This window comes from Halobellus inordinatus, assembly GCF_024464655.1.
Lineage (GTDB): Archaea > Halobacteriota > Halobacteria > Halobacteriales > Haloferacaceae > Haloquadratum > Haloquadratum inordinatus.
This window is the reverse complement of record NZ_JANHAV010000010.1, coordinates 80,613-101,403: the sequence shown is the minus strand read 5'-3', so window position 1 is coordinate 101,403 and position 20,791 is coordinate 80,613. Positions and strand designations below refer to the sequence as shown.

Below are 20,791 nucleotides of genomic sequence, written 5' to 3'. Positions count from 1 at the left end.
CCACAAGGGGTCCGTCTGAAACACGCTATGAGCACGACTGGCGACGAAACGACTGTCGCTTCGACCCCACAAGGGGTCCGTCTGAAACCGGGAGGCCGACGAGGCCGACGAGGCGATTCGTCGCTTCGACCCCACAAGGGGTCCGTCTGAAACTTGATTGAGGTTTTGATTGGTGGGGTTCACTACCGGGCTTCGACCCCACAAGGGGTCCGTCTGAAACGATTATTAGTTTAGATGCGGTGAAAAGTCACACTGGCTTCGACCCCACAAGGGGTCCGTCTGAAACCAGACGGATAAGCAACATAATCAGTGACAATGACAGGCTTCGACCCCACAAGGGGTCCGTCTGAAACGCGTCGGCGGGCGGCCTCCCGCGGCGGCACCCGGCGGCTTCGACCCCACAAGGGGTCCGTCTGAAACCAAGTCGCGATCGACGAGGTGGAGACGTCGGTCGGGCTTCGACCCCACAAGGGGTCCGTCTGAAACAACAGGCGATTATGCGGGGCGGCCAGCAGACGCTCGCTTCGACCCCACAAGGGGTCCGTCTGAAACCTTGTTTGAGATACGCTTCTGCTCGTTCGGCCAATTGCTTCGACCCCACAAGGGGTCCGTCTGAAACGGCCCACGACGGCGAACCGGATAGCGCGATGACTATGCTTCGACCCCACAAGGGGTCCGTCTGAAACGCGCCTCGGGAATCGTCTCGGCGTCGTAGGCTTCCAGGCTTCGACCCCACAAGGGGTCCGTCTGAAACAGTAACGTCAGCGAACCCGCCGGCCCACACTGCCGGCTTCGACCCCACAAGGGGTCCGTCTGAAACGCACACTCCGAAGGAGGCCGCATAGTGGCGAAGGTGCTTCGACCCCACAAGGGGTCCGTCTGAAACTGGCTGCTCAAAGACGCCGAGACGCTGGAGGGCGAGCTTCGACCCCACAAGGGGTCCGTCTGAAACTCGCTCACCGCTGCGGCGTTGACGGAGGTGCGGGCGCTTCGACCCCACAAGGGGTCCGTCTGAAACGTGTCGCGGCTACGACGACGACCGCGACGTCCGCTGGCTTCGACCCCACAAGGGGTCCGTCTGAAACCCGCCACCGCCGCCGGTCGCCCCCGACACGTCCTCGCTTCGACCCCACAAGGGGTCCGTCTGAAACAAAAGGTGCGTCGGAATGATCGACAAACTACTCCACGCTTCGACCCCACAAGGGGTCCGTCTGAAACCAACGCGAGCAGCCACGGATCCTATCACTACGACGGCTTCGACCCCACAAGGGGTCCGTCTGAAACCAGGTCGATCGCCGGCCACTCGTCAGCGAGGTAGCCGCTTCGACCCCACAAGGGGTCCGTCTGAAACAACGACCTAACGGTCATTGACGAGTTGGAGCTTAGTCGCTTCGACCCCACAAGGGGTCCGTCTGAAACTTTGTTCTTCGGCATCCCGATAGCCGACGCTATAGCCGCTTCGACCCCACAAGGGGTCCGTCTGAAACCCGACCCTGAGAGGGACGCAATCACTCTTAGCGGCGCTTCGACCCCACAAGGGGTCCGTCTGAAACGCGATCAGGAACCACACGATCGCCAGCAGCATTAGACGCTTCGACCCCACAAGGGGTCCGTCTGAAACCGTCCGAAGCGGATTGCTTCGTCGGTGATGGGCATCTCGCTTCGACCCCACAAGGGGTCCGTCTGAAACTCGACACCTACGGCCGCCGCCCACAGAAGGTCAACGTCGCTTCGACCCCACAAGGGGTCCGTCTGAAACACGTCGACGGCGGGCGTGAATCGCTGGCGGCCGTCGGCTTCGACCCCACAAGGGGTCCGTCTGAAACTGCTATGATGGCAACATCCGACCGCGTCGACTCCACGCTTCGACCCCACAAGGGGTCCGTCTGAAACTGTTCTCGTACTCACCCGGCGACATCTCCGCACGGTCGCTTCGACCCCACAAGGGGTCCGTCTGAAACGAGATGACCGTCTGCAGTTCGTGCTCGCGGTTCTCGCTTCGACCCCACAAGGGGTCCGTCTGAAACGAGCGCAATGACCACGAACACCGTTGGCATCTGCGAGCTTCGACCCCACAAGGGGTCCGTCTGAAACCGCACTCCCAGCCGTTCTTGACGCCTTCACGCGCGTGCTTCGACCCCACAAGGGGTCCGTCTGAAACCCGAGCGCCGGATCTGTCCCGGTCATCGCTCTCCTCGCTTCGACCCCACAAGGGGTCCGTCTGAAACAAGTCTAGCGTAGACAAAGAAGGGCGTCTCTATCTCGGGCTTCGACCCCACAAGGGGTCCGTCTGAAACCGGTTGGAGGGAATACTGAACCAACTGATGGGGAGGGGCTTCGACCCCACAAGGGGTCCGTCTGAAACCGTCTGGTAATCTCGCACAAACCGTAGTGACGGATACGCTTCGACCCCACAAGGGGTCCGTCTGAAACCGGTGAGGAGTCGGGACATCACACCACTCCGTACTGCTTCGACCCCACAAGGGGTCCGTCTGAAACGAGATCGACGGCCATCCCGACGGCGCCGACGCCGCAGCTTCGACCCCACAAGGGGTCCGTCTGAAACCCGCCTGGAGGCGACGCCCTCGGAGTTGCAGGTGCGGCTTCGACCCCACAAGGGGTCCGTCTGAAACGCGATGGAAACACCGTCAGGAAGCATTGGGTGGACCGCTTCGACCCCACAAGGGGTCCGTCTGAAACGGATGTGCCGCCGCCAACCCTCGGGCATAGAGGCCGCTTCGACCCCACAAGGGGTCCGTCTGAAACCCTTAATCGACCTTCTGCCGGCATTTGTTGAGTTGGGCTTCGACCCCACAAGGGGTCCGTCTGAAACGCTGACTTCGGCGGCGGCGAGTCGACGGGGGTGCAAGCTTCGACCCCACAAGGGGTCCGTCTGAAACGCAAAGACGATGCCGATAGAGCTGCAGAGATACTAGCTTCGACCCCACAAGGGGTCCGTCTGAAACTTCCATCGCTTTGGTTAGTTCACGGCCTAAATTCCCGCGCTTCGACCCCACAAGGGGTCCGTCTGAAACGATTCAAAACTGGGCGTCGAAGGCCGGCGTGCCGGCAGCTTCGACCCCACAAGGGGTCCGTCTGAAACTGATACAGCAGCGCGATTCTGTTCTCCGGGCCTGGGCTTCGACCCCACAAGGGGTCCGTCTGAAACTCGCGCGCGTGTTCCTCCCAGAGGAGCGGCTCACGGCTTCGACCCCACAAGGGGTCCGTCTGAAACTGGATTACTCATCGTTTCCCTCACACTCCCTGCATCGCTTCGACCCCACAAGGGGTCCGTCTGAAACTGGGCGGATTCTTGCGCGGAGTTGATTCCACGCTTGCTTCGACCCCACAAGGGGTCCGTCTGAAACCTCGGCTCGGATCGAATATCGGAGACGTACACGCACCGCTTCGACCCCACAAGGGGTCCGTCTGAAACTCTGGTTCAACCTCCTCTCGCTCGGCAAGATACTCCTGCTTCGACCCCACAAGGGGTCCGTCTGAAACGTTCCATCCATTCTCATCTATAAATCTGCAGAGTTGCTTCGACCCCACAAGGGGTCCGTCTGAAACCATCGAGGAGTTTCGGCGTCGGTTCGAGTTCGAGGCTTCGACCCCACAAGGGGTCCGTCTGAAACGCGTCGTCGGGCCGGGCGACCGCGTGCGGATTAATGGCTTCGACCCCACAAGGGGTCCGTCTGAAACGCAGCCAAATCACTACTTCGCCGTGTTTCAGGTCCAGCTTCGACCCCACAAGGGGTCCGTCTGAAACCATAGCCGATTTGGCCAGGTAAACAGCTCTATTGGCTGTTCACACTTCATCGTTTCCGTCGACCCGCGGTAACCTTTTGACCTCCTGGGGGTCGATGGACTAATCGGAGACGGTCAAAGAAACTGATCGTCGGCGGCGGGATCATCACCGAAGACGGTTCTGTCGACCATCTTCTCGGAGGAGACACGGTAGATAATCGTTGATTCTCCGGCCTTGAGGAGCTCGTCCACTCCGGATCGGATCTTTTCGAGATCGCCTTCGGTGACATCCCCTTCAAGCACGGAGTTTTGCACGTGTGTGAGATACCGACGGAGAAATTTCAGCATCTTGTGAGTCCGGTCGGCTTCCATATCGTAGACTACAACAACGTACACCACCTTCACCACCACCGTCGGAACGGCACATACTCTTCTCCAGTCAGGAGGTGCTTTTTCAATTTGTACGCTTCGACACGGAGGAGATACTGGTAGCTCACCTTCTTTCCCAAGTTTGGGTGTTCGATCGTCTCGTCGAGCGTCTCCTCGTATGCTTTCGAATAAGTCTTACGCCCACTTTCATTCAGGAGACAGGAGTTCATCTCGTCCTCAAAGTCGTCAGTAGTTAGCTGGCCGCGGTTGACGAGTCTGAAGATGATCCGGTCGGCAAGTAGCGGTTTGAACAGATCTGCGATGTCCAGTGCCAGCGAGTATCGTCGTTCGCCAGGTTCGTGGAGATAACTGATTGTCGGGTCTAATGCGGTCGCACGGATCGCCGAGACAATATTCGCATAGACCAGCGAGTTGCCGAACGAGATCAGGCTGTTGACCTCATTGTTCGGTGGATTGTACTGGCGGCCGCCGAAGACGAATCCCTCGGGAAGAATCTCGTCGAACGTCGAATAGTACGCTTTCCGGGCCCGCGCTTCGACGCCCATCGTCTCGTCAATCGTCCCCATTCTGCCGAGCGACGCCCGTGCGTCCTCCAGTTCCTCCAAGATATGCTCGAAGTCGTGGCCACGCCCGTCGTAATAGACTACGTTCGAGCGCATATTGTGGATGCTGCCGTCGACAAACGCCTTCGCCAGTTTGAGCCTGTGCTCAGGATCGTCATAAGCCCGGACCTGATCAACGACCGTCTGACCGGAGGTCTGACCCCGCTTGGGCATAATAGATCCAGCGTAGTGGTCGTGCCAGCCGAAGACGTGAACGGCGACGCCTTCCTGATTGAGGAACGAGACGAAACGCGTGTTGTAGTCAATCTGTCCGTGGAGGAAGATCGCCTCGGCGTTCTCGACCGGGAGGTACTTTTTCTCGCCGTCGTCGGTGATGACACGCACCGTGTCGTCCTGGCGTTCGATTCGTCCGTCGGAAAACACGTGATAGTTGTCGTTCATATTTAGCAGCTCCAGCAGAAGTCGTGATAGGCACACGAGTCACAGACCGGCTTCTCCTCGGCCGGTGGCGGCGATTCTGCGGTGACGACCTCGCGGATTCCCCGAATAGCTGATTCGACTTCGGCACTGGTCTCCGAGGTCAGTTCGATCGTCTCGCGTCGCTTCTCTGTTGGATGTGCCAAGACGCCGGTCTTCTCGACGCCGGTGACCCGATCGAGATACCAGAGGTAGAACAGCAACTGCAACCGCGCCGGTTCGGTCATCGACGACGAGGGCTTGACCTCCAGGATCTCACCACTATCCAGTACGTCGATCGCGATGATCCCATCGACGCGGACGTCTCGGCGTTTGTCCGAGTAAGCTGAGTCGTCAACTCCAGTCCCGCGGACAATGGCCGGCGTGTCCCGGTCGATCTCTACATCGCGGCTGAGAAACCAGAGTTCTCGCTCACAGACAACGTAGTACTGGAACATCACGCCTGTGAGACGAAATGGTAGTTCCTCGGCCTCGTCTCTGGCCGCGGACAGAAACTGATCGACTGGATCGGCCGATGGAGCGGTCATAGGAATCGGTCGTCGACACCGGGATCGTTCACGGCGAGTCCCTTCGTCTCGTCGAAGTGTGAAGTGCTCCGTGGATGCCGGAGGACGCGGAGATCAGTGTCGCCGAGTGGTTCGAGATTCCGCACCGTCTCGGCTTCACGCGAGTCCTGTCTGTATACCGGAATTGAGACCGTGATATCCTTAGCCTCGTCACGGAGATCGTCGAACCATTCGTAGTTGAACTCGTGCATCGCCGTCTCCATCTCGTCAACGAGTGCCACCTCAGCATCAGTCCGGCAGACGATCACGTCGACGCTGTCTCGGTTGCCAATCAGGGAGAGAGAGCCAAGTTCTGCAGCTTTCGCCTCATTAACCCAGTCGACGAACTGTGGATCACCTGGATTGCGGTCAGAGACAAGACCGTAATAGTGCTGGACAGCATCACGCGTCATCGTCCGCTCGGCAACGGTTCCATCGCCGGCCCCGATAGCGTCGAGCGTCTTCGATGTCAACGAGATCGTACTCACCCCACGAGAGTCGTAAACGGCCTGTGATGGGGTCTTGGTCGTCTCCTCTGGCGGGGCGAGCCACCAAAGCGTCACAGTCCCGCGGTCACGTTCGAACGATCGGTTACACCGGCCTGCCGCCTGCACGATACTGTCGATGGGTGCGATGTCCCTGTACACCCGATCGAAGCTGATGTCGACGCCAGCTTCGATGAGTTGCGTCGATACCGCTATGAGCGGGACTGATCGCTCGGTGAGGCGTTTCGTTGCTTCGATCAGTGCGAGCCGATCCCGGGGACGGAGCCGAGTAGAGAGGTGGACCAGCGCACGTTCGTTTGGACCGAGGGCACTCTCAACGCGGTCAACGAGCGCGTCCACGTCGACTCTGTCCTCAGCGGTTCCATCATCACCGAGTCCCTCGCCCGCAACACCGTAGCTCTCGACCGATCTGGCTTCAAGTGTTTCTGTGAGGAGGTGCCCCACGTCGACGACCGCCTCTTGTTCCTCAATCGTGTCGGTGAGCGCTGCCGCACTATCGATCGTATTGCAGATGGCAAGCGCCGAATCGACCCTGCCGGTTTCATCCAGGATCGTGCTGCCAGCAACCTCGTAGTCCACGGGCGCGTCGGTATCATCGAATGCCAGAGCAGAATCGTGCACTTCGTACTCGACGCGCTCGAAGTGATCGAAGTACCGATCCACGTCATCGACCAGTTCGAACGCGTTGTCGAATAGTGCCGGCTGCGTCGCCGTCATAGCGACGACTGTCGCATCGTACTCCTCCGTGAGGATCGTCGTGATCCGTCGGACGAGCTTCCACCACTTCATCGGTAGGGCCTGCGGCTCGTCCAGTACGATTACGGAACCGTATAGAGCTGGCAGTTTCATCGACTGGGTGTTCCCGGGACCGACGAGGCTCTCGAAGAGCTGTACGAACGTGGTGAGTGTCAGCCCGGACCGCCAGCTCTCGGCGACCATCTCGGCCAGTCTAGCGTCTTCGTCGGTCCCTTCGTTCTCATCCTCGTCAAGCTCTGTTACCGTTTCAGCCAAGTGGTGGTGGATCGTCAACAAGTCACCGCGGCCATCGGAGTCGAACACCTCCGTGAGTTCATTCGCTACTTGGTCGATGACGGAAGTGAAGGGCAGCGCATAGATGACCCGCCCCCCGTCATCGCGGAGTTCGAGGGCGGCGCTCAGCCCGGTCAGGGTTTTTCCCATCCCGGTTGGCAGGGTCAGTGTCGCGGTCGAGCCTTCTGAATCACGAAACGTCTCGACACCGGCGAAGACACCCTTCCGCGCCTCTTCGCGGAGCTGATTGAGGGCCTCCGTCTGACTGTCGTTGGGACTATTTCCGCCAAGGTCGTCGATGTATTCCGAGAGGACCCGCAAGTCTGGTTCGGAGGCGGTGAGATTCCCATTTTCGACCCCGGCAGCGGTCGTTTTATCGGCGAGGATCAGCCCACTCCAAAGCTGGAGAAGGACCTGATAGAACGCTTCGGACGGATTGGATCGGTCGCTCCCGAAGCTGAATCGATCGAAGTGCTCGTAGACGGTCCCGAAGAGCGATTTATCTGTGATTTCCGCGACGAACTCGTCCCACGATCCGGCACCGTCAGTCGTGTCAGCAACAAACGACTGTGCGAACGCTCGGCGATGGTCGTTGACGTTCCTGACCTGTTCGATCACGACTCGCTGGCGCTCGTTGTTCGCCTCACTCTCGTTCTCGAACCGTGAGACGCCGTCCACGTATTCCTCGACGTTCGGGAGGCGACCGTGATGTTTCGCGATCGCAACGAAGGCTGCTAGACAATCCTCGCTGTCATAGCCCAATCTGTCGAGAACATAGTACCCGAGATAGGCACCGAGCAGGGAATGATTTGTCCGCTTGCTCGATGTCGATTCGCCGACCACGTAGGCCTGGAACCACGTCGTCGCTTTCCCGAAGTCGTGACACTGGGCTACGATCCCTGCGACCTCAACAAGCGGATCGCCGCCGATTGTCGTGGCGTCCGACGGGAGTACCTCGTGCGTTCTATCGGCGACCGCGTCGAGATGATTGCGGAGCAGTGTTGCTCCGTCTTCGCCCTCCGGCGGATGAGAGATTGGGGCGTCAGTCATCAAGTGAAGACTACGCTCCTGCCGTCGACGCTCCGGGGTGACACCTCCGTCAGCCGTAGCGACCCGCCGTCGGGATTGTAAACATAGGAGACGAACGCGCTGGTTGTTCGGCCGTCTCCGTCACGCTCCATAAACGCGGGCGTTTGTTCGATTTGATAACGCGTCTCCGGTTCGGGAACGACCGAATCGACCGCCTCGGGAACAGTCGAATCAACGGTCACCGTCTCACTGTCCGCCCCCGGCTCTATCGGGAATTCCCCGTGATAGTCGACCGTCGCGAGGCATTCGGAGAGGCCGAGACTCGGGACGTAGTACGACTCTCCGGATTCGAGCAGCGAGTGCAACTGTTCGTATCGCTCGTCGTTGGAGAGCCACACGTCGATCCGATAAGCCGGATCCACGAGGACCTCGTAGTTGTGTTGCTGGCGCGGTTTCGATGGATCAGGCAGCTTGATCGAGAGCTTTCCGCGGGGGTTCAGTGACGCTAGGTGCTCGTCAGCCGTCGAGAGCGTGTTCATCGGAAGCTTCATAGTGCGGAGTTTGCTCACCGGTTCGATGGCAACAAGAGATTCTCCCGGTGCGAACAGCTCATAGTAGCCGTCGCGCTCAATCCCCAACATCGCCGCGATGAGCCCTGCGACGGTTGTTCGCGGAATGACTCGATACGTCTGTTTCACGATGTTACCTTCGATACGCCGGAAGTGTCCCCACGGGCCACTGATCGTGAACGAAAGGCACGTGTCCGCGCCGTTGGGGAAATTCGGCGCGGTAGAGGCGTCCTCAGTCACAGGTCACTCCTCCGGCATCGTCGCCGTCGCGTCCTCATATACGTCGACGACGCGGACGGAATCGGGGCCGAGGGCATCTTCCAGTGCCTCATAGAGGAACGTGTGGCCGCCAACCTCCCCGTCTACCGACACGTCAAGGACATCACTGGCAACGACGTGAACCGTATCGATCCGGTCTGATGCGTTGCCGAGACGGTCGATGAGGCTCGTCACGTCGACACACACGTCACGGACTGTCCGAAGCTCTTCGACCGGCTCGGACGCGTCCTCGTCGAGTGCGAGGTCTTGGTTGAGGCCTCCGAGGTGGAAGCTCTCACCATCGTACTCGACTCTGAGATAGAGTCGTGGTTCTTGACCGACCTTGCTGCGACTGATAGTCTGGTTCTTTAGTGCACGCCAGCATAGCGTGTCAAGCCGGCGAACGTCTTGGTTGGTTAGTAGCGTGTCTTCGGCCCCATGTTCGTCGACGAGACCGTGGAACCCGATGAACGCGTACTGGATGCGGTGGTCGTCAAGATCGAAGCCACCTTGCTCCTTGCCCTCGCCGGTCGCGATGACACTCGTGAGGCTGTTGTACTCCTCGTTTTCTGTCACAGGATGGAGTGACTTCCCGGGCGAGAACTGAACGGGACCCGTAAAGTGATCCGGGAGTTCCGCAGCGATATCGCCGTACTTCTCTTCGTCCATATCGATACTCATCGTCGCCCCGAAGTAGCGCACGTCGGCACTGTTTTCGAGGAACTGCCGGAAGACCGCCTCTTCGATCTCGTCTTCGTCCACGTCGTCGAGTTCGATTTCCTTGAGACGGTCTTCGAGGAGGTCTTCGCGCGTCGCCTGCTCGCCTTCCTGCATAACGTTGCGGATGTAGACGCCGTGACCGTCGTCCTGTAACTGGTCGCGGAGGTACCGCTTGAGGCGGACGTCGGTGACGATGGCTTGGTCGGTCTGTGGGTCGATCCGGGGACGGTTCGCGCCGCTGAGCGGGTTGCCATTCGGGTTCGCGTCGACTGCGTCATACGCGAAGACGATCTCTGATCGATTCGAGGTGGTGGGATAGTGTTCACTCATTGGTTTCGGAAGTGTCGTCTGTGTCTGCGTCGTTGTGCTCCGCGTTCTGTCCGTTTGTCGAACGGTCGTTCATCCCGTAGGTCACGCCTAGCGCGTAGTAGAAGCGGAGATCGTCGGTACTGATCTCCCACTTTTCAGGATCTTTCTCGGCCATTGTCTCGACGATCCCATCAGTAATTTCCCTGTACATCGTCGAGTTGATGTTCGATCCTTTTTTGGCGCTCTCCCGGGAGTAGACGACGTCCTTGTCGATCACCTCTTGAGTGATGCGCTTGACCCTGGTCTTGGTCATCGACTTGATGGGATATTGATCGATCACGGTCGTCGACCGGTCGTGGTACGCCTGCTGGTAGGTTCCGACTTGGCCGACAAGTGCGCCGATCAAGAACGCGCCACGCCGTTCGGGATTGTCGAGGCCATCTGTCTGATCGAGGAACGATTCGAGTTTCTCGGTGCGACCGAGGGCGGCCGTTCCACCGTCGGTTCGCGCTGTCTCTGGTTGCATAGTGTCGTAGCTGGGACCGTCGATCAACGTCGATTCCGTACCGCTGTCCGCCGTCACGAGATCAGCGTTTTCGAGCGCGCATAGCTGTGCGAACTGGGAGGCGATCAGGAGTTCGGGGACCCCCTCACTGTCCAGGTCGATCAGTCGCTCAACGTAGGCACTGACGAGTTGGCTTCGCGGCACCGGGTCGCCGGCGAGGATCGAGACGTGCACGTCGATGCGCTCGTCGTCGACCGTCGCATCGGTGTCCTCGTCGGTATACGGGAAGGTCTTGTAGAGGTAGCTACCCGAGGCGACCATCTCGTGGATGCTCTGCTCGTGTGCGAACGGATCCGTCAGCGGCCACTCTTCGTAGGACGGCATCGGCGGTGTCCGATTACCATTGCTCTCGTGATCCTCGTCGAACACCCAGCTACCGGTGACCCGTTCGTGTTGCTTGCCGACCTCCGTCGGATAGTGGAGCCGACCGTTGAGCGTCTCGCCGTATACGTCGTAGCGGGACATCTGGTGTTTCATCACCGCCGCGACGTAGAACCGGAGCCGTCCCTCGTAGTCGTTTTCGTCCTTCCCGAACCGATCGTAGAACTCCTGAACGGGGTTCATATCCTCGACCTCTGTGACTTGGTAGAGCGCCGAGTACAGCAGATACGCCTCCTCGGGGGTCGGCTGACCGAGGAAGTACGGGAGGTAGTACACGTCGGCGTTGAACGTCCGGTAAGAACAGGCGTCGACGAACTCCTCGGCATTCATCAGCGTGACAGCCCCGTCCTCGGAGATAGGGTGGCTCCGCCAAGCTTCGTCGGGATCGAGTCCCGGGAATTTCTCCATCTGCTTGCCGAGGAAGTAGTTGAGTGGGTCTTCAGCTGTACCGACAGTTCGAGTCCGCTCGCCGCTAATCAGATCGGTGGCCTGACCAGCGGAGTTTGTTGCCTGTCCCTTCGAGACCAGCTTCGAGAGCTTTCGGGCGCGCATCGCCTCGTTAAACACCGGCACATCGCCAGGCCACTCGTAACCCGCGTCCGCTCCCCGATGAATCTGCACGGTCAGGAGTGCGGTCGTCGACCCGCCGAGTTCGGCCTGAACGGCCTCTCGGATTCTGTCGAGTGAGGATTCGTCTTCACCGACTGTTTCCAGTCCGCGGATGACGTCGCCGTCTGGGTGGTCATCGGCCACGCCCTGTACCACGTCATCAACCGCCCATTTGGTTAATCGCTCACAAGCGTAGCGAGCCAACTTCTCAGGGTCGCTGTTTCGTCCTGAGCGATGAGTAACGCTGTGGTCAATTCCCCGCGCAGCATTGTACTTACAGTGGGCGACTTTCTGGATGAGGTCCTCAGTGTACTGCGTGACCTTGACCGGCTGGTCCGCGTCAAGTGAGGGACGGTCCCCCGACAGATCCACCCGGACGACGATCAAGCTCTCTTCGGCCCCGATCAGATCGTTGGCTTGGTCGGGTGTCAGGTACGCCGCATACTCGCCGCCACCGGCTGTCGCTAGCGTATAGAGGCGACCATAGAGGTACTGGATGTCTCGGAGCGACGATATCGGCCGTTCTGGGAGCTTATCTATCAGTTCTTCGGGTGGATATTCCTCGTAGAACTCGTCAGGATCGAGCATCGATTGAGTCCTCCCGGCCCGGTCGCCGATCCGATTTCTCGGTGATGTTGACGAAACCGAACCCGAGTGAGTTTCGCTCGCCGATGCCGGTGTCGAGTGCGAGATTCAGGTGCCGTCGATGGTGGTCGTCGCGGACGGTGTAGTCGAACCGCCACTTGCTCAACACCCACGTCTCGCGTTGACCCTGCGTCACGGTCACCGGTATTGAGAACGTCTTGATCAGGTCGGCCCCGTCAAACAGATCACCACCAACTTCAGACGGCCCGGGAAGATAGTCGGGGCAGAACAGATCGTGCTTTTTGTCGAGATTAGCCTCGATCTGATTCCGGAACGGTTCCATCGTATGCTTGGGCCGCCAGAACTCCGCTTCGTCGTGATCGGTGTCGATGCCATATTCATCGAACCGCCACGGGGGAATGCGCACGAGTACGCCAGTCCCCGTCTCAATGGTACCTGACGTGCCAGGCTCGCCCACGTCGGGCGACAGTGGCGTCACTTCCTCAACGTGGAACGGCATCTCGCCGATGTTCAGTTCGCGATCGTGAGTGAGGTCCTCAGCAATATGCGCGAGTAGCGACTCTTCGGTTGAAGCGACAAGGAGGCTACGGCTATCGCCCTCGCTCATCTCTCCTGGTGGGAACGGATTACTGTACGTGAACGGCTTCGGCTGGTTCTTATCGTGAGTCTCTTCGTAGGGGCTTTCTTGAAGCGCCTGCCACAGACGCCCACGGAGCTTGTGATGATATGTATTGTCGTAGGCCGCGTCCATCCGGGCCTGCAAGCGGACGAGTATCCGCACTCAGTCACCTCCGCAGTAATCTGATCCTAACATCCGTTCAGTATGTTGTTATTTCCCTCTCGTATAAGTTTAACCCGAGTGCCAAAATCGCACCTCTGCTCGGAGAGTTGATATTGGTCATACCAACCAGCGACGATATAGCTCCTACCGTGGGGAGCACACGCTAGTACGATTGGCCCATAGCTTGACCAACGCGATCAAAGGCTCGCACGTGACGCAGGGGAACTACGGCAAGATCATCTTCCGGACGCCAGCAAATCTCTATCGGGCCTCACCGATCGCGGTCCAACTGTACCACAAGTAGGTCTCACACCTACTCCTCAACACTGAAGAGCTCGCCCATCGCATCCTGGAAGCGGCCGGTACTACAGTACAGGACTGACCGATACTGATTGCCACCGTGTTCGGGGACGCGATGGATGACATACCCGCCCTCGATATCCAAGTCGGCATCAGGGCCGGCCAGCTGCTGTCTACTCTTGCTTCGGTCTGTGCGCGTGCGCACTCTCACGCCTATACCACCCACCAAGACAGTTTAGTGACTGGTTCGTGACAGCCTCGGTGTAGATGAGTGTACTCGACTTACCAGATCCGCCCGTAATCCGGTGTTACAACAAACCCGGCATCCCGCCAGCCGTCCAGGCTCGGCTCACCACCGAAGGACTGTTTGTCGCAGATTACGACTCTGGAAAATCCCTCGACAGTGCCCAAGTCCCGGATAAAAACCGGCGGGGGGCCGCGGGCAGTGCCTTCAATCGAATCATCGAGATTAGCCACGTCGGCGGACTCGGAGTGATCCGCACACCGAACGACGAGGATGAAATCATTACGGTCGGGGAGTGGGAGCCGAACTGCGCCACCCTCCGCCCAATCGACGGGAAACTATTGAAGGGCGTCCAAATGGCTCACTATGGACTTTTGACTCCTGGTGATGACCACTTCGAGCAGCTCGACGCGCTCTACAGTGGCGGGAGTTCGACAGTCGATATGGCCACGGACAATGAAGCAACTATCCGTGGGGCGATCGAGTACCTGGACACTCAGGGACGGCTCCGAAGCCCGTCGACGGCAGCAAGGTAGATCCGCCTGCAAGACATATTCGAAAGCCGTGCACGTCAAAGAAGATCGTGACCAGATCTCGGCTTGACCGGTGACATCGAGGGAGATCTCGGTCTGAATGTGCTTGACGCTCTTTCGGGCAGTCTACAACGTCATAATGTGCGATTATCTGTCGATTTCCAGGGTTTCACCCCCTCGTCGAGCATTTTCTCGGTTCGACGTCCAGAACTGACCTCGTCGAGGTATCTGTTACGGCTGCAAAAGAGCCCGACCCGGTTCTAACGGCCTACAAACCCACCAGATCGGCTTGAGTACCTCGAAAATCGTCCAAAGGAAGAGCCGGTGTGCAATGTGAGATGTCCGGGAAAAGTGCTTGACGAGAAAACCACCATCCGAGGAGCGAAAATGACATCACTCAGATACGCAAAGCCAAGGTATGGCCATTGGACGTTACTTTCGGGGACTTTCTGCGTATGATCTCCTTGGGAATCTACTCCCCGGTGTCGTGGGCCTGTTAGCTGTTCTCGGGGTCACTAACAATCCCCCAATACCTCAGACAATCGGCGGCGTCGCCCTGTTTGCTGCGTTCGCGTTCATCATCGGCAGCAGCATTCAATCACACGCCTCACAGGCGGTTGGGGAACCACGATCTTTTGTTCGCACGATGCAGGCAGCGGAAACGGTTCCTAGTCTGCAATATGCAGCCGGAGATGAGGAGACCAACGAGAACACAGATTCGGATGACGACGTCGACGCTACTCACTCGCTCCGCTCGTGCTTTGAGGAAGGGGACTCCGCGCTACCGCCTCAGTTGAATAACTAGCTCTTCGACGGAGAGTGCGTAGACGGTCATCTCGGTCCCTTTTTTGGAGTACCACGTGTCTACTGTTTCAACAAGGTCGGCTTCGCAGAGGTGCTCAAGGTGGTACTTGGCATTCTGCACGGAAGTGTCGGCAGCCTCTGCGATGTCTGAGGCCGGCGCCGGGTTGTCATCAAGCGCCGCTAGTATCTGCTGTGCTGTCTCCGAGGAAACTGTTTGGAGCACGTCAGTCGGTTGTTCGTTGCTAACGACGACACTAAGTCGTCCACGCGGCGTGTGGTCGACGGGGGTATGGTGGGGGAATGCAGTTGGCATAAATTCTGGTTGAGGTGAGTTATCGGGTGTTGTACGTGGTAATGCGGTCGTTGAGTTCGAGTGGTCCATCACGCCAACGAATATACGCGAGTAGCAACAGGCCGCCGAGGATGGCGAATCCGACGAAGACGAGTCCTTCCTCTCCGACCCACCGCGATGGGCCGACGATGTCGACAGCGAGGAGTTCCGGGGTCTGCTGTGAATGTCCGAGTCCGAATATCGCGCTTTGTGTGAAATTATAGAACACGTGAAAGCCGATACTGAGAGCGAGTTCCCCGGTCAGAACGTATACGCCACTCAGTATGAGTCCAGCTATCAGGTAGTACCCGTACTGGCTCACATGTGTTACTTTCGCGCCGTGTAGAAACGCGAACACGAGTGTACTGATCGTGACTGCGAGTCCAATAGCTATCCACCGGGGGACGAATCCGGCCGCTCCCTCGGCAAGGTTCGTCAGCATCGCACCGCGGATAATGAATTCTTCCCAAGTAGCTGCGAAGGCGATATACACGAACACGATCACCATCGCGGGCACGAACGGTAGCTCGCCGGACCCGTGCAGTACACCATCGAACGTGGCCCAGCCGGTAGCGAGGCACACAACGAGTGCACCTGCGTTGATTGCTGTGGCGACGAGCCCACCGACAGCAACCGAGTGCCACCATTCTCGATCGGACGAGAGACCGAATCCGCTCACGGGCCGCCGGTCGATAACGCGTGCACTGAGAATGACTGCGCCAGTAAGAATCCCCGCGATTGCAGTCAATTCGAGGAGTTCTCGTACTGGATGGGCGAATCTCGCTTGGATCGCAGTCTGGAGGAATGCAAGAAGAAGAAATGTCAGCACCACCGGTAGTAGCGCGCGTAGCGGTGCACGGAGTCGGTGGTGATCAGTATTCCAGACCGGCCAGAGGAGTTGCAGGATCCTCTCACGAAGGGAGGGCGTGAGGATACGAGCAATCGTCGATTGTAACGACATATACGAGAGAAGGGGACCAGTACAAGTAGCCCCCCAAGCACAGCTTCCGGGTCAGAAGCTGTGACGGGTTTTTTTACTGGTGCCCGGGCCTGGCATAGATATGAACGAGGACGAGGATGCTGTCTTGGCGTTACTCGATGACGAGTACGCCCGGGCGATCCTCGCGCACCTCACGATTGAACCGATGTCAGTCGATGAACTCTGTACGGCCTGTGAGATGTCCGATGCGACGGCATATCGCCGTCTCAATCGGTTGCAGGAGGTTGATCTCGTGACTGAGAAGCAAGAAATTGACCCCGATGGCCACCACTATAAGCGGTACGTGGCGACAGTCGAGGCTGTCACCATCGCATTCGCTGATGGGGCCTACAAGGTAGAGGTGACGCGGTCGAGAACCGACCCTGCCGATCGGTTCACGGATCTATTCGAGGGGTTGTCCTGAGATGCTCCAAGTACAATTGAATACGACTGGGACTAATCCCTCGATAGCACTCGGCGTACTCGTTCTCTCTATTGTCTCAGTAGTGCTGTCGCTGACAATCGCTGTGGTTCTGATTCGTGGATATCGTCGCGGACCGGCTCACCGGGGGATGCTTTGGCTTGCAGTCGGTCTCATCTTCCTGATAACCGTTCCCGAAGTCCTTCGGGTTGGGCTGCCAACAGCTACTAACATCGGGAACGTCGGTCGTTCAGTGCTTGTCAGCGGGTGTGAGTTGCTCGGCCTTGGGACGATCCTGTGGACCGTGTACAGGGGTGGGATGCAGTGATAATAGACAGTCTGCTGGTGATCGAACTGCTCACTGTGGGTTTAGTTGCGCGCGGTGTGACTGCTATCGTTGGACTGTTTGTCGCTGCGCTGGCGTATCGGGGATATCGTCGGAATGGTTCCACAAAGATGCGGGCGCTTGCTCTCGGGATCGGTCTGTTGACAACTGTTGTTTTCGTGGCGGTGTTGCTTACGGACATCGCTGGCGCGGGGAATGGCGTTGTCTTACTTGTACGGGGCCTCGTGACAGTAATCGGTCTCTGTGTCGTACTGTACGCAATTCTTTTTGCATAGAAGGCCGGGATCGTCTCCCCGCTCGTAATTGGTGATTGCAACGACGAGTCAGAGGCACAGCGCAAGGAACACTTCTGTTCGTGCGTGGACGCGGCCTCGGGCGCGGACGTGCCCGAGGCCGCAGTCCTTGACTGCGTCGTTGGTTCGTTCGACCCCTGTTCGGTTGTTGTACGTCTCAAAGATAGACTGCTTCAGCTGGACGTCCTCGCTGTGTTCTGTGATGCGGTTTTCGACTCTGTACTTGATGTCTTTCGGGTCGTCAGTGTTTCGCGGATTGTATGGAGCGATTGGCACGACCCCTGCGGCCAGCAGGTGGTCGTGCCAATCGAGGATGTCGTAGGCGCTGTCTCCAAGCATCCAGACTGGTGTATCGATGGCGAGCGCGTCACGTGTGACGCGCATCGCCGTCTCCTGATTCGCTTGTTTAGCTTGTTTGAACTCCGCTGCTATCGGCATCTTTGAGCCGGTGGAAACAATCGTACAGCCGAAGCCGTAGTAGTACTCTTCGGCTGTTGGATCGTAGTTCCACGACGCAGCGTCGTTGTATTGGATCGCTTCGATGTGGGTCGAATCGATGGAGTACGTAGAGTCGAGCAGGCCGCGGGGGGCGGCCTGCTCGACGAGCCTGTTGAAGACATCGTCAATAACGTGTTCGAGGTCGGTGAGAAACCGGTCAACCGTGTCTCTGGATGGCGATATCAGCCACGAGGACTCACACTTCCAAGCTTGAAGCTACACTGAGCGTGGATGCCTCTCTCGCGTGCGTAACACTATCGTGCACCTATTTCTCGCCCACAGCACCCCGACGCCAGACCCGCAACCAGCCAGTCGGCGAGAAACCTTTAGGCGAGTGGAATGGGATCTCTGATATAGTGAGACGCCTCGACGAGACGGAAATCGATGAAGTGCTCATTCGAAATGGCATCGGCGTGCTGGCACTGGTCGACGGCACACAACCGTATGCAATCCCGATCTCCTTCGGCTACGATGCAGAAGAGATGGTCTTTCCGATGCAGTGGGGCGGTGGCTACAGCAGCCGGAAGAGTGAAGCGATCGAATCCAACCCGAACGTCTGTCTCACAGTGTACGAGCAAGACACAGACGACCCGGCGATCTGGCGGAGTGTCGTTGTGACGGGCGAGATCTACGAGATCGAGGACGCCGACACAGAGCAAGCATACGCCAGCCTAACCGCAAACGCAGAGTTCCCACCAGATCTCGGTGTCTGGGGGATTCCCTTCGAGGACGTTGAGTTCCGCTTGTTTGGCTTGGCTACCGACAATTGCACCGGGCGTGAATTTGCCACAGAATATGGCGGCTGGGACGGCTGAAAGATGACGACGAAGTACTGGAGACACTGACAGCGGCCGGGATCGACCGTGAGCGCGTGACCAGTGTGGGCGCCAGCAAGGTCGACGACGCGCTCGAAGTGACGGAACCCTCGGAGTCGGACGTCTACGAGATCGAGGAGAGTGCCTACGTGCAGAAAGCCGACGTCGACGAAGAGACGAAAGCGACCAGACTCCAGGGGCTCAAAGATCAACTAGCCGCGACCGACGAGGATACGGCAGACCTACAGCAGGAGATCGAAGAGTTAGAGCAACGGATCGACGAGCTCACCAGTTTCGACTCCGCATCGTCGTTTCGGTCAAGCTAGCGCAAGACTTAGGCACTCGTACGGCGACTCGCCCGAAGAGAACGCTGGACAGGGGCTCAGAGTACTGCTGTGGGGGTTTTGTCGAAGTACGCGGGGGCGAAGTGGGTTAGGCGCCGGCGTCTGAGTACAGGAACAGCGCGCCTGCAGCAACGACAAGCTCAGCCACTTTGGCGGCGACAGCCATCGGATTGAGCTCACCCCGCATATAAAACGCCTCGACGCTGAAGCCTTGGAATCCGAACAGGGCGACGATTGTAACCAGGGCATAGCCCGCGGCGACCAGATAGAGTGGACGGTTCCAGTACTGGCTCAGGTAGAGTGCAACCCCACCGAGGAATCCGAGTCCGTTCAGTATAAACAGTATTCCCATCGTCTGACTGAACCCCATCACTTGGGGCCCTAACAGCAGGTGGACCACGCCGGTTACCAGTGCCGCGAGGATTGTCACATATCCCACCGGGTGGGATGGAAGACTGACGATCGAACTGCCACTTGTGGATGATTCCGTTGCCATCATTCAGTATCGCATTCTGACAATGGTACAATGTAGCTACCGCTCCCGAGAGAAGAGAATCGTCGATAGATAAACATACTTCGATGAGTATCCTATAAGTCTGGGCGGACTATCCGTTATTTCACGGCTCGACAACTGAATTAGCCGTGAGGATTTGGTTGCACGTTGAGCTATGACTGTAACGCTGGCGGTGGCAAGGACGGGTGATGTGAACTGGCCGAACAGGCTCTCTCTGAGGGGGGTTCTTCTTCCAATATGTAAAGTATATCCAACCGGTGCAGACGAATATGGTCGAAGCGGTGAGTACTATTTTCGGAATAATTCTACTTGCTAGCTCTTTGTGGTTGGGCTACCGAGCCATCACCGCCGGGATACTCCACCAATCGATGTCGGCATCCGAAGACGAGAATCCATCGACACTCGTCGGTGGCGAGACCATCGCCATAGAGGGGACGGTAAACGTCAGGGACTCACCGCCACTAAACAACTCGGTCCCGATCGATGAGGCGAAGTCGATTGGTGCGTACGTGTGGCGGCTCAAGGAATCCGAGTCGTATAACTACAATCTTGATGCTGAAGAGCCCGGAGCGGATATGAATATGATTACGTATGCATCTGGGATCGAGTCCGGGACGTTTTCCGTCGACGACGGTCGGCGTGAGATTCGTATCGACACAGACTGGTTGGCCGAGACCCACGACAGCGCCGATATCACAACAGTGTCTCCGGAGTGGACGGTATCGACCTTTCTGTCGAAGCGCACTTGGAGATCTCCGTACGTCCATCTGGAGGACCACTGGATCGTTACCTCCGTTGCCGATGTGGAGGGTATCTTCGGTGCAGATGCGGACGCCGAGAGCCGAGACGACGAGTATTTTGAGGCGAGAGCCATCCTCGACGGTGAGATGCTGGCCGTCTGCGGGGAAGTCACGGTTGACCGGGGCACCCCCGTGCTCCGGGGGAGCGACGAGACGCCGCTAGTACTTTCTGATCAAGGGTTTGATAAATTAAGTAGTAGTCTTCGCCGGCAGCTTCTAAAGTACGGACTGGCCTCAGGTGGATTTGCGGTTATCGCCAGCCTCACGCTGGCAAACGGACTGGGGATTGTATGAGATGCGCCGCTGTCGGTTGCTCAGCGAGAGACCGGACAGAGGTGCCCCACACACGGACGATACACACGCGGCTGCTACTGGTGCTGATATCGTCTCTCACGATTTTTCCACCCTCACCGCGCTGGTTCCTTAAGCCTCACGGACTCGTCACGTCAGTTGTAGTGTCAGTACTTCACAAAGCCGGTTAGTTG

The 20,791-nt window shown here is 58.2% G+C and carries 16 protein-coding genes, 3 pseudogenes and 1 CRISPR repeat array (1 of these 20 running past the window's edge); of the genes and pseudogenes, 6 read left to right on the top strand and 13 right to left on the bottom strand.

What is annotated here, in order from left to right; genetic code table 11:
- Window positions 1-3,769: a CRISPR direct-repeat array (repeat unit 31 nt; unit sequence GCTTCGACCCCACAAGGGGTCCGTCTGAAAC) (it extends 1,211 nt beyond the left edge of the window).
- A gap of 113 nt (window positions 3,770-3,882) precedes the next feature.
- The 9 genes and pseudogenes from cas2 to cas6 form a co-directional block, all read right to left on the bottom strand.
- Complete coding sequence (cas2, locus tag NO347_RS15445; RefSeq protein WP_425492399.1) at window positions 3,883-4,146, bottom strand: CRISPR-associated endonuclease Cas2; 264 nt, start codon at window positions 4,144-4,146, stop codon at window positions 3,883-3,885.
- 2 nt (window positions 4,147-4,148) lie between these two features.
- Window positions 4,149-5,141, bottom strand: a complete 993-nt coding sequence (cas1b, locus tag NO347_RS15440; protein WP_256290565.1) for a type I-B CRISPR-associated endonuclease Cas1b — start codon at window positions 5,139-5,141, stop codon at window positions 4,149-4,151.
- A gap of 2 nt (window positions 5,142-5,143) precedes the next feature.
- The gene (cas4, locus tag NO347_RS15435) at window positions 5,144-5,704 is read right to left on the bottom strand and encodes a CRISPR-associated protein Cas4 (RefSeq protein ID WP_256290564.1); all 561 of its coding nucleotides are present in this window, start codon (window positions 5,702-5,704) and stop codon (window positions 5,144-5,146) included.
- On the bottom strand, window positions 5,701-7,578 hold the full coding sequence (locus NO347_RS15430) for a CRISPR-associated helicase/endonuclease Cas3 (protein ID WP_256290563.1): 1,878 nt from the start codon (window positions 7,576-7,578) through the stop codon (window positions 5,701-5,703). Before NO347_RS15430 ends, cas4 begins: the two co-directional genes overlap by 4 nt.
- Before the next feature lie 57 nt (window positions 7,579-7,635).
- Window positions 7,636-8,307: pseudogene (locus NO347_RS17405) on the bottom strand (CRISPR-associated endonuclease Cas3''); the annotation flags it as partial.
- The gene (gene cas5b / locus NO347_RS15425) at window positions 8,307-9,095 is read right to left on the bottom strand and encodes a type I-B CRISPR-associated protein Cas5b (protein WP_256290561.1); all 789 of its coding nucleotides are present in this window, start codon (window positions 9,093-9,095) and stop codon (window positions 8,307-8,309) included. The gene cas5b and the pseudogene NO347_RS17405, both read right to left, overlap by 1 nt.
- Window positions 9,096-9,098: 3 nt before the next feature.
- Complete coding sequence (gene cas7b / locus NO347_RS15420; protein WP_256290560.1) at window positions 9,099-10,163, bottom strand: type I-B CRISPR-associated protein Cas7/Csh2; 1,065 nt, start codon at window positions 10,161-10,163, stop codon at window positions 9,099-9,101.
- On the bottom strand, window positions 10,156-12,285 hold the full coding sequence (cas8b, locus tag NO347_RS15415) for a type I-B CRISPR-associated protein Cas8b/Csh1 (RefSeq protein WP_256290559.1): 2,130 nt from the start codon (window positions 12,283-12,285) through the stop codon (window positions 10,156-10,158). The genes cas7b and cas8b overlap by 8 nt, the downstream gene beginning before the upstream one ends.
- Window positions 12,272-13,054 carry a CRISPR-associated endoribonuclease Cas6 gene (gene cas6 / locus NO347_RS15410; RefSeq protein ID WP_305148905.1) on the bottom strand — a complete coding sequence of 261 codons (783 nt, stop codon included), beginning with the start codon at window positions 13,052-13,054 and terminating at the stop codon, window positions 12,272-12,274. The genes cas8b and cas6 overlap by 14 nt, the downstream gene beginning before the upstream one ends.
- Before the next feature lie 597 nt (window positions 13,055-13,651).
- Between cas6 and NO347_RS15405 the strand changes: the two genes are divergently transcribed.
- Complete coding sequence (locus tag NO347_RS15405) at window positions 13,652-14,164, top strand: hypothetical protein (RefSeq protein ID WP_256290557.1); 513 nt, start codon at window positions 13,652-13,654, stop codon at window positions 14,162-14,164.
- A 778-nt stretch (window positions 14,165-14,942) separates the two neighbouring features.
- On the opposite strand, the gene NO347_RS15400 is transcribed toward NO347_RS15405, so the two are convergent.
- Window positions 14,943-15,278, bottom strand: coding sequence for an ArsR/SmtB family transcription factor (locus NO347_RS15400; RefSeq protein WP_256290556.1), 336 nt, complete (start codon window positions 15,276-15,278; stop codon window positions 14,943-14,945).
- Between the two features lie 19 nt (window positions 15,279-15,297).
- Window positions 15,298-15,804: a CPBP family intramembrane glutamic endopeptidase gene (locus NO347_RS15395; RefSeq protein WP_256290577.1), complete on the bottom strand. Its 507-nt coding sequence runs from the start codon at window positions 15,802-15,804 to the stop codon at window positions 15,298-15,300.
- A 553-nt stretch (window positions 15,805-16,357) separates the two neighbouring features.
- On the opposite strand from NO347_RS15395, the gene NO347_RS15390 reads away from it, so the two are divergent.
- Both NO347_RS15390 and NO347_RS15385 read left to right on the top strand, forming a co-directional pair.
- Complete coding sequence (locus tag NO347_RS15390; protein WP_256290555.1) at window positions 16,358-16,699, top strand: winged helix-turn-helix domain-containing protein; 342 nt, start codon at window positions 16,358-16,360, stop codon at window positions 16,697-16,699.
- Window positions 16,700-17,020: 321 nt separating this feature from the next.
- Complete coding sequence (locus NO347_RS15385) at window positions 17,021-17,317, top strand: DUF7521 family protein (protein ID WP_390209180.1); 297 nt, start codon at window positions 17,021-17,023, stop codon at window positions 17,315-17,317.
- On the opposite strand, the pseudogene NO347_RS15380 reads toward NO347_RS15385, so the two are convergent.
- A pseudogene (locus NO347_RS15380) lies at window positions 17,249-18,010 on the bottom strand (transposase); the annotation flags it as partial. The gene NO347_RS15385 and the pseudogene NO347_RS15380 overlap by 69 nt on opposite strands.
- Before the next feature lie 179 nt (window positions 18,011-18,189).
- On the opposite strand from NO347_RS15380, the gene NO347_RS15375 reads away from it, so the two are divergent.
- Together NO347_RS15375 and NO347_RS15370 are read left to right on the top strand one after the other, a co-directional pair.
- A complete protein-coding gene (locus NO347_RS15375) occupies window positions 18,190-18,648 on the top strand; it encodes a pyridoxamine 5'-phosphate oxidase family protein (RefSeq protein WP_425492398.1) in 459 nt (152 codons plus the stop codon).
- Window positions 18,645-18,974, top strand: a pseudogene (locus NO347_RS15370) (DUF7983 family protein); the annotation flags it as partial. The gene NO347_RS15375 and the pseudogene NO347_RS15370, both read left to right, overlap by 4 nt.
- A 106-nt stretch (window positions 18,975-19,080) precedes the next feature.
- Here the strand turns inward: NO347_RS15370 and NO347_RS15365 are convergent.
- A complete protein-coding gene (locus NO347_RS15365) occupies window positions 19,081-19,488 on the bottom strand; it encodes a DUF7475 family protein (protein ID WP_256290552.1) in 408 nt (135 codons plus the stop codon).
- 287 nt (window positions 19,489-19,775) lie between these two features.
- Between NO347_RS15365 and NO347_RS15360 the strand changes: the two genes are divergently transcribed.
- The gene (locus tag NO347_RS15360) at window positions 19,776-20,600 is read left to right on the top strand and encodes a hypothetical protein (protein ID WP_256290551.1); all 825 of its coding nucleotides are present in this window, start codon (window positions 19,776-19,778) and stop codon (window positions 20,598-20,600) included.
- Window positions 20,601-20,791 lie beyond the last annotated feature (191 nt).